Raw genomic sequence first — 6,366 nt, forward strand, 5'->3', positions numbered from 1 at the left:
GTTCTCTAAATAAAGATTAATAGGGTCAGGAAATTCCCTACTATACAGAGACAGGTGGTTCAAATAGATCTGCCGTAAAAGATATCTTTGTTTTTCGTCGTCGATCTTTTGAATCATGGAATCTTCTCTGATTCGATAAAAAAAATAAACATCTGGCAGTTTGTGTACCTTTCTACCCATCTCAATAAGAGAAAGCCAGAAATCCCAGTCCTCATAACCGTAAATCATATTGGTATTATAACCACCAACTATTTCCCAGTCACGTTTTCTGAAAAAAGCGCTGCAGAATATCTGGTTCTCTATAAGCTCCTGCTGGAGGCTATATTCTTTAAGTTCCCATCGTCCAGTCTTTTCACCAAAAAAAACAGCATCGCAATATACAATACCGACACTTGTATCACTATCGAGTATTTTTGCTGCTTCTTCTGCATACATAGGGCCAATCTTATCATCAGCATCAAGCGGCAGGATGTATTCGCCTTGAGATTCTTTAATACCTGCATTGCGAGCAGCAGCCAGGCCCTGATGGGGAATTGTAAGAACCCTTGTTTTAGGTTTGGTATATCCAGAAAGTAAGCGGTTTGTCAATTCATCTGCTGAGCCATCGTTGATAATGATGATTTCAAGATCCTTGTATGTTTGATTTATAACACTTTCTACGGCATCATTAATATACTCCCCATGATTATGGCAGGGTATGATGATTGAGATTTTTGGCATATTATTTTACCTCTAATAGTAAAATGTTACACCATCTATGGTTGTCACACTATATTTTTTTAATAAACTTTTATGAATTCTTGTTGAAAAAAGTGAAAGAAGAAAATGAATATAACTCCCTTTCTGGAGAGGGTTTTGTTTAATAGACTTCAGGAAGTATTTTCGTCCTTCTCCTTGATTACCTGCAAGGGAATAAAGCATTCCAAGCCGTTTTAGAATTATGCTGAAAGTTTGGGAATTTTTAGACAGGTCAACACGATATTTCTCTATCAATTTTCCCCTCGCTATAATCTTCGCATTCAAATCAACTGATATTTGCTCTCCATGAACATGATGTTTTGCTACTATATCTGGGACAAAATCAAAATCATAGTATTTTGAAAGTCTTATCCACATATCCCAGTCTTGACAACTTAGGAGCGTTTCATCAAAAAAACCTGCCTTTTGGAAACACTTCTTTTTAATGAGAGGTGTTGGACTTCCTAAGATACAACTTTCGAGGAGATTACTATATATGTTCCCTCTCAAGGTTGGGATAATCTCAGACATAATTTCCCCACTCTTTTCAGAAACATAAAAGAATCCGCCATAGATTACACCAATTTTCCCAGATGATTTTTGGAACTTGATCACCTGTTTCTCTAACTTCTCTGTTAACCATTCATCATCATCATCTAAAAGTCCTATATATTCTCCTTTTGCAGCATTAATTCCGGTATTCCTTACCACTGCTCCACCCTGATTTTTTTCATGCTTAATATATCTGATCCTTTTATCTTGTTCTTGAAATTCTTTAATTACTTCCTCTGTATTATCCATTGAACCATCATCCACCACAATTACTTCAAAATCCTGATAACTCTGCTTCAAAACACTCTTAATCGCCCTTCCTATAAGATGCGCTCGATTATACGTCGGGATAATTACACTTACAATTGGTTTTTCTTTGCTCATCTCTGGCATTTTATAGCTCTTTTTTTTGTCTTTTAATCTATTGTAAATATTCTCAAATACCCTATATGTTTTCTCAATTTTAAACCCCGCTCTTTGAATAGCCAGCTTTTCCTATTTTCCAGTCATTTTTATCATCGATTTTTTTCATATTTTTCAAACACCTCTACCAAAACCTTCTCCATTGCATCCCAACTGTATTTATCTATACACTTTTGCCGAGCTTTCCACCCCATCTTTTCTGCTTCTTTCGATTTATTTAATACATACTCAATAGCTTTTACTAATTTTTCTTGATTTTCAGGCTCTACGGTCCAGCCACACCCATCTAAAATTTCCGGAAGATCAGATACCTTTGTTGCAATTATTGGCTTTGCCATTGCCATTGCATCAAACACTTTCGCTGGGACCTGACCAAATGTTGCAAGGTTCTTTCTTTGAGGTATTACTATAACATCAGACATAGCCAAAAATTCGGGAACCTTTTCAAATGGTTGCAAACCAAAATCAATAAGTCTTTTTTTGCCCAATCTTTTTTTAGCAGTTTCAACTAAATTTAGACAATAGACGTCTTTGTAATCAATTCCAACAATAACTAAGACAACATCTTGGTTTTTAATTAATTCTACGGCTTTTATTAAATCTTCTATTCCCTTATGTGGTCTTAGAGTGCCAAAAAACATCACAACTTTCTTATTTCTTTCTATTTGATATTTTTCCCTGATTAGATATTTATCAAATTTTGCAGGATCAAAAGTATCTGTATCTCTACCATGCCAGACAATTACCCCGCCAAATTTATCTTTTAGAAAATTGTTTGACACGGTAATCTCATCTGCAAAACGTGATAGCTTTTCACCAAACAAAGTATTCCAGTACGAGTCCATTCTATACAGAAAAAGAGTAGAATCTACTAAAGATTTAAAAAGATGAGTAAGAGGTAAGTTGTTATAAGCTTCTTTTATAAATCCCATCTGCCAGTCATCAATATCTAAAATTAATGGTTTACTATTAAACACTTTTTTAAATAATCCCACCCCAAAACTGGTAAAAAGAGGTTTTGAAGCGTAAATAATATCCCCATCTATCTTTTTGACCAAATCCTTAATCAGCCAGTAAGGTTTAAACCTGCCATAAATTTTAACAGATTTATACGTTATGCTTTTGTCATTCTCAACAGGTTTCCAAATACCATCACCAAAAACGGGACCAATAATTTCCACTTCGTGATGTCTTTGTAAAATTTTAGCCAATAAGTATGCTCTGCCAAGACAGTTATGTGAAATATCAAGGGTTAAAATTGAGATTTTCAATGATCCCATTTTGCTCCTAATTTTCTACATACAGCAGTAATATAACGATATTCTTTAAGAAGTGAAACTCTCTCCAATTTAGCTCCCCCAGCTTCTGGATTATACAAACCAGGCAGCAAGAGTCTTAATACTTTTTCCAAAATAGGCGAGAAAAATAATTTGTTTTTTGGTCTTTGTCCATATACTTCCAAAATTTCAACATTATCCCTCAAAGCTGAGATGAATTCCTTTGTTGAGTATTCTATCATGTGGTAAAGATTGTCAGGTGGTTCTCTGAGTGACTTACCAGGAGACGTTAACCTTCGGTTAGGGCTCGATATTATTAGTAATCCATCTGGCTTCAGCACTCTAAGTAGCTCTGAAAGTGCTCTTTCTTGGTCTTTGACATGCTCAATGGTCTCAAAGCAGACAATTGCATCAAAATAGTTATCAGGGAAACGAATATTCAAAATGTCACCCACTGTAAAATCCAATCTCTCATCCTTATATGTACTAAGCGCAAAATCGATAGCCTTGTTTGAAATATCTATACCAAGGACTGTTGAGCCACCTCCTTCATAAAGTATTTTAGAACCATAACCGGTTCCACAAGCTATGTCGAGGACTGCCTTTCCTTTAACATATCTACTGGCACATTGATAGCGCGCAACATGGTCTAACCATATCCTCTGAGGTGTATCTCCCTCAATAACTCTTTCACCTGTGAATCTTAAATTGTAGTTATTTGCTATACGTGATGATGAAGAAATATCTTTTTCATCTTTTATGCATTCAACTCTTATACAAGACCATTCTTTAGCGTGATCATCTTGTGCATCTTTTTTCTCAAGGTTGGTAAATCCACACTCTTTTAATACTCTTGTTAATCTTGCAGTATTATATCCAAATAGATGATAATCTCCTTCAAATCTTTGTAATCCAAAAATCCCATCTAACTGTCTTTCATCCCCTTCCAGATACCTCTTAACGATTTCGTCGAAATCAGGGCATTCAATGATTAATTTTCCTCCCTCCACTAAGATTCTGTGCCACTCTTTCAAAGTTTTTGGCAAATCATGTCTAGGCAAATGCTCAATGACATGATAAGTTTCAATTAATTCCACTGAGTTATCTATGTAAGGTAGCTTCCTTATGTCACAGACTAAATCTGTAGCTCTTGTTTTCCTCCAATCAATATTTATATAACCCTCAAAGTGTCGGCTCCCGCAGCCAAGCTGCAACCGTAAAGGATTCTTGTCCCTTATCCCAAGTTTATATCTCCATTTAACCAAGGCAGGATTTATGTTGCGGCGAAGTCTATTCAAGAAACCTGAATCGTAATAAGCACCTTCAAGCTTAACTGCTTTTCTATGCAAATCGGCCTTGAGGTGGTTATCCAGTATGTTAATTATCTTTTTAGCTAATTCTTTAATCATGTTTGGTTGCTCCCAAATAAGTAAAGATCTGTCCTATCATATCTCTCATCTTATATCCTGAAATTCTATCCCAAAAATATATAACCCCACAGTAAATAATGCCAACAAGAAGCACCAGGAGAAAAAAACTAAGCATATTGTCTCCGAGCAATAAAAACGTCTGTGCTAAAAACACAGCTAATGCCATTAGCAATGCAGCGCTGACCGGTATAATTATCAGTCTGGAAAAATCCCTGTGTGTGAATTGTATAATATTTCTTGTCTCTTTAGTGATTAGTACTAAAATTAATATATTAGGGATAACAACTGCTAAAGATGTTCCTAAAATACCCCATTGAATGGTCAAAGGATAAATAATCATAGCCATTGTGATTAATTGAATGCTTGAGAGTTTTGTCTGAATTTTCGGTCTCCCCACACTATGAAGGATTGGTCCCATTGTTGCTCCAATTGACCTGGTCACCCCGAAAATACATAGCATCTGCATCGCTGGCACCATGGGCATCCACTTATCAGTCAGAAATATTGTGGTGAATTTGGGAGCTAAAACAAATATCCCCACAGCTAAGGGGATTGAAATAAAAGCGGTAAACTGGAGCGTTTTAAGGTAGGCATCTCTCAAGCCGGGTAGATTATCTTGCAGCTTGGAATAAGCTGGGAAGGCAACTTGAGATATGACATGAGTTATCTCTGTAGCCGGGGCATTGGAAATTTGGTAAGCCATTTGATAAAAACCCAACGCTGTTGCACCCAATAATTTCCCCACAAAAATGTCATCACCTTGAGTAACCAAAAAAATTAATATACTTGACCCCAAAATCCACTTTCCAAATCCAAAAAGCTCCTTTGCTTTTCCCAAATCAGAACTTAAATGCGGTCTGTAAGGATGGACAATATAACTCACAACACATCTTGCTGCATTTCCTGCAAGCAAGCCGAAGACGAGTGCCCATACATTTCTCAATATCAAAACAGCGGAAACTGCAACGATAAAATCGGCTAATGTTCCTGCAAATTGATATATAAACTCTTTATTGAATTCCAATTCCTTCTGGAAATAGATAACACCGATATTGGTAAATGCTCCGAGAAAAAAAGAAAATCCAATAACTTGGATTACAGGTTTTGCTTCTGGTACGTTAAAGAAAATTGCAGCGTAAGGCGCGATGAAATAGAGAATTACGAATAGAACAAAACCTCGTAATATTAGAACGGTCCATGCTGAATCAAGGTGAGGTTTTATGTCTTCTTTTTTTTGTATCAAAGCAGCCTGAAAACCCGTCTGGGAGAAGGTTTCTAAGGTTGCCATCGTTAAAAGAGCTATGCCCATTAAACCGAAGTCGTGAGGTGCGAGGATACGAGCAAGGATCACAAGCCTTGCTAAATTGAACAGTTTCTGAACTATCCTGAATGAAAATACCCAAAAACCACCTCTAACTACACGCTGCGAGAGGGTTTCGCCGGGTTCCGCCACATTGTTGATCATTTTCTTGATGTTTAGTTTATGCATGTGCAATCCAATCATTATTTTTCAAACGTTCGTAATCTTTCTTTTAAATATAGTATTAACCTATCACGGGAGATAAATTCTCGTGCTTTGACGCTTGAGGTAACAAACATATTCTCCTCAGCATCTTTGAGATTGTTTTGTGCTATTGCAAGGGCTTTCTTATGATTCCCTTGTGTATACTCCATTTCAGCCCCAAGGTCTTCTAAAAGATAAAAAAAGACGCCATTAGGATTCCTGAATATCCTGTATTTTTCCTTGTAAGAGCTCATTGATGCTATTATCCTCTTTGCCTCCTCATGGTTCTCTTGGGCGAGATAAAACTTTGCACATCTCAACGCATAGTACACAGAAGCAGGGTAGTACAATAGAGCCTCTTTATAATACAATTCAGCTTTGTCTCGATTATTAAGGATTTCATATCCAACCCCTTGCGTAAACATCAATTCTGAATCCTTTT

General features: G+C 36.5%; 6 protein-coding genes. All 6 read right to left on the bottom strand.

Going from position 1 to position 6,366, the window contains the following annotated elements; genetic code table 11:
* The coding region (locus NTU69_11485; GenBank protein ID MCX5804130.1) for a glycosyltransferase family A protein at positions 1 to 720 on the bottom strand (720 nt) is incomplete at its 3' end.
* Between the two features lie 12 nt (positions 721 to 732).
* Positions 733 to 1,683 (bottom strand): glycosyltransferase family 2 protein, encoded by a 951-nt coding sequence (locus tag NTU69_11490; GenBank protein MCX5804131.1) that lies wholly within the window; start codon positions 1,681 to 1,683, stop codon positions 733 to 735.
* Between the two features lie 122 nt (positions 1,684 to 1,805).
* Positions 1,806 to 2,993: a glycosyltransferase family 4 protein gene (locus NTU69_11495; protein ID MCX5804132.1), complete on the bottom strand. Its 1,188-nt coding sequence runs from the start codon at positions 2,991 to 2,993 to the stop codon at positions 1,806 to 1,808.
* Positions 2,981 to 4,399, bottom strand: a complete 1,419-nt coding sequence (locus tag NTU69_11500) for a methyltransferase domain-containing protein (protein ID MCX5804133.1) — start codon at positions 4,397 to 4,399, stop codon at positions 2,981 to 2,983. The genes NTU69_11495 and NTU69_11500 overlap by 13 nt, the downstream gene beginning before the upstream one ends.
* On the bottom strand, positions 4,392 to 5,909 hold the full coding sequence (locus tag NTU69_11505; GenBank protein MCX5804134.1) for a lipopolysaccharide biosynthesis protein: 1,518 nt from the start codon (positions 5,907 to 5,909) through the stop codon (positions 4,392 to 4,394). Before NTU69_11505 ends, NTU69_11500 begins: the two co-directional genes overlap by 8 nt.
* 14 nt (positions 5,910 to 5,923) lie before the next feature.
* A partial coding sequence (locus NTU69_11510; protein ID MCX5804135.1) for a hypothetical protein occupies positions 5,924 to 6,366 on the bottom strand: 443 nt, incomplete at its 5' end.

This window comes from Pseudomonadota bacterium, from assembly GCA_026388215.1.
GTDB lineage: Bacteria > Desulfobacterota > Syntrophorhabdia > Syntrophorhabdales > Syntrophorhabdaceae > JAPLKF01.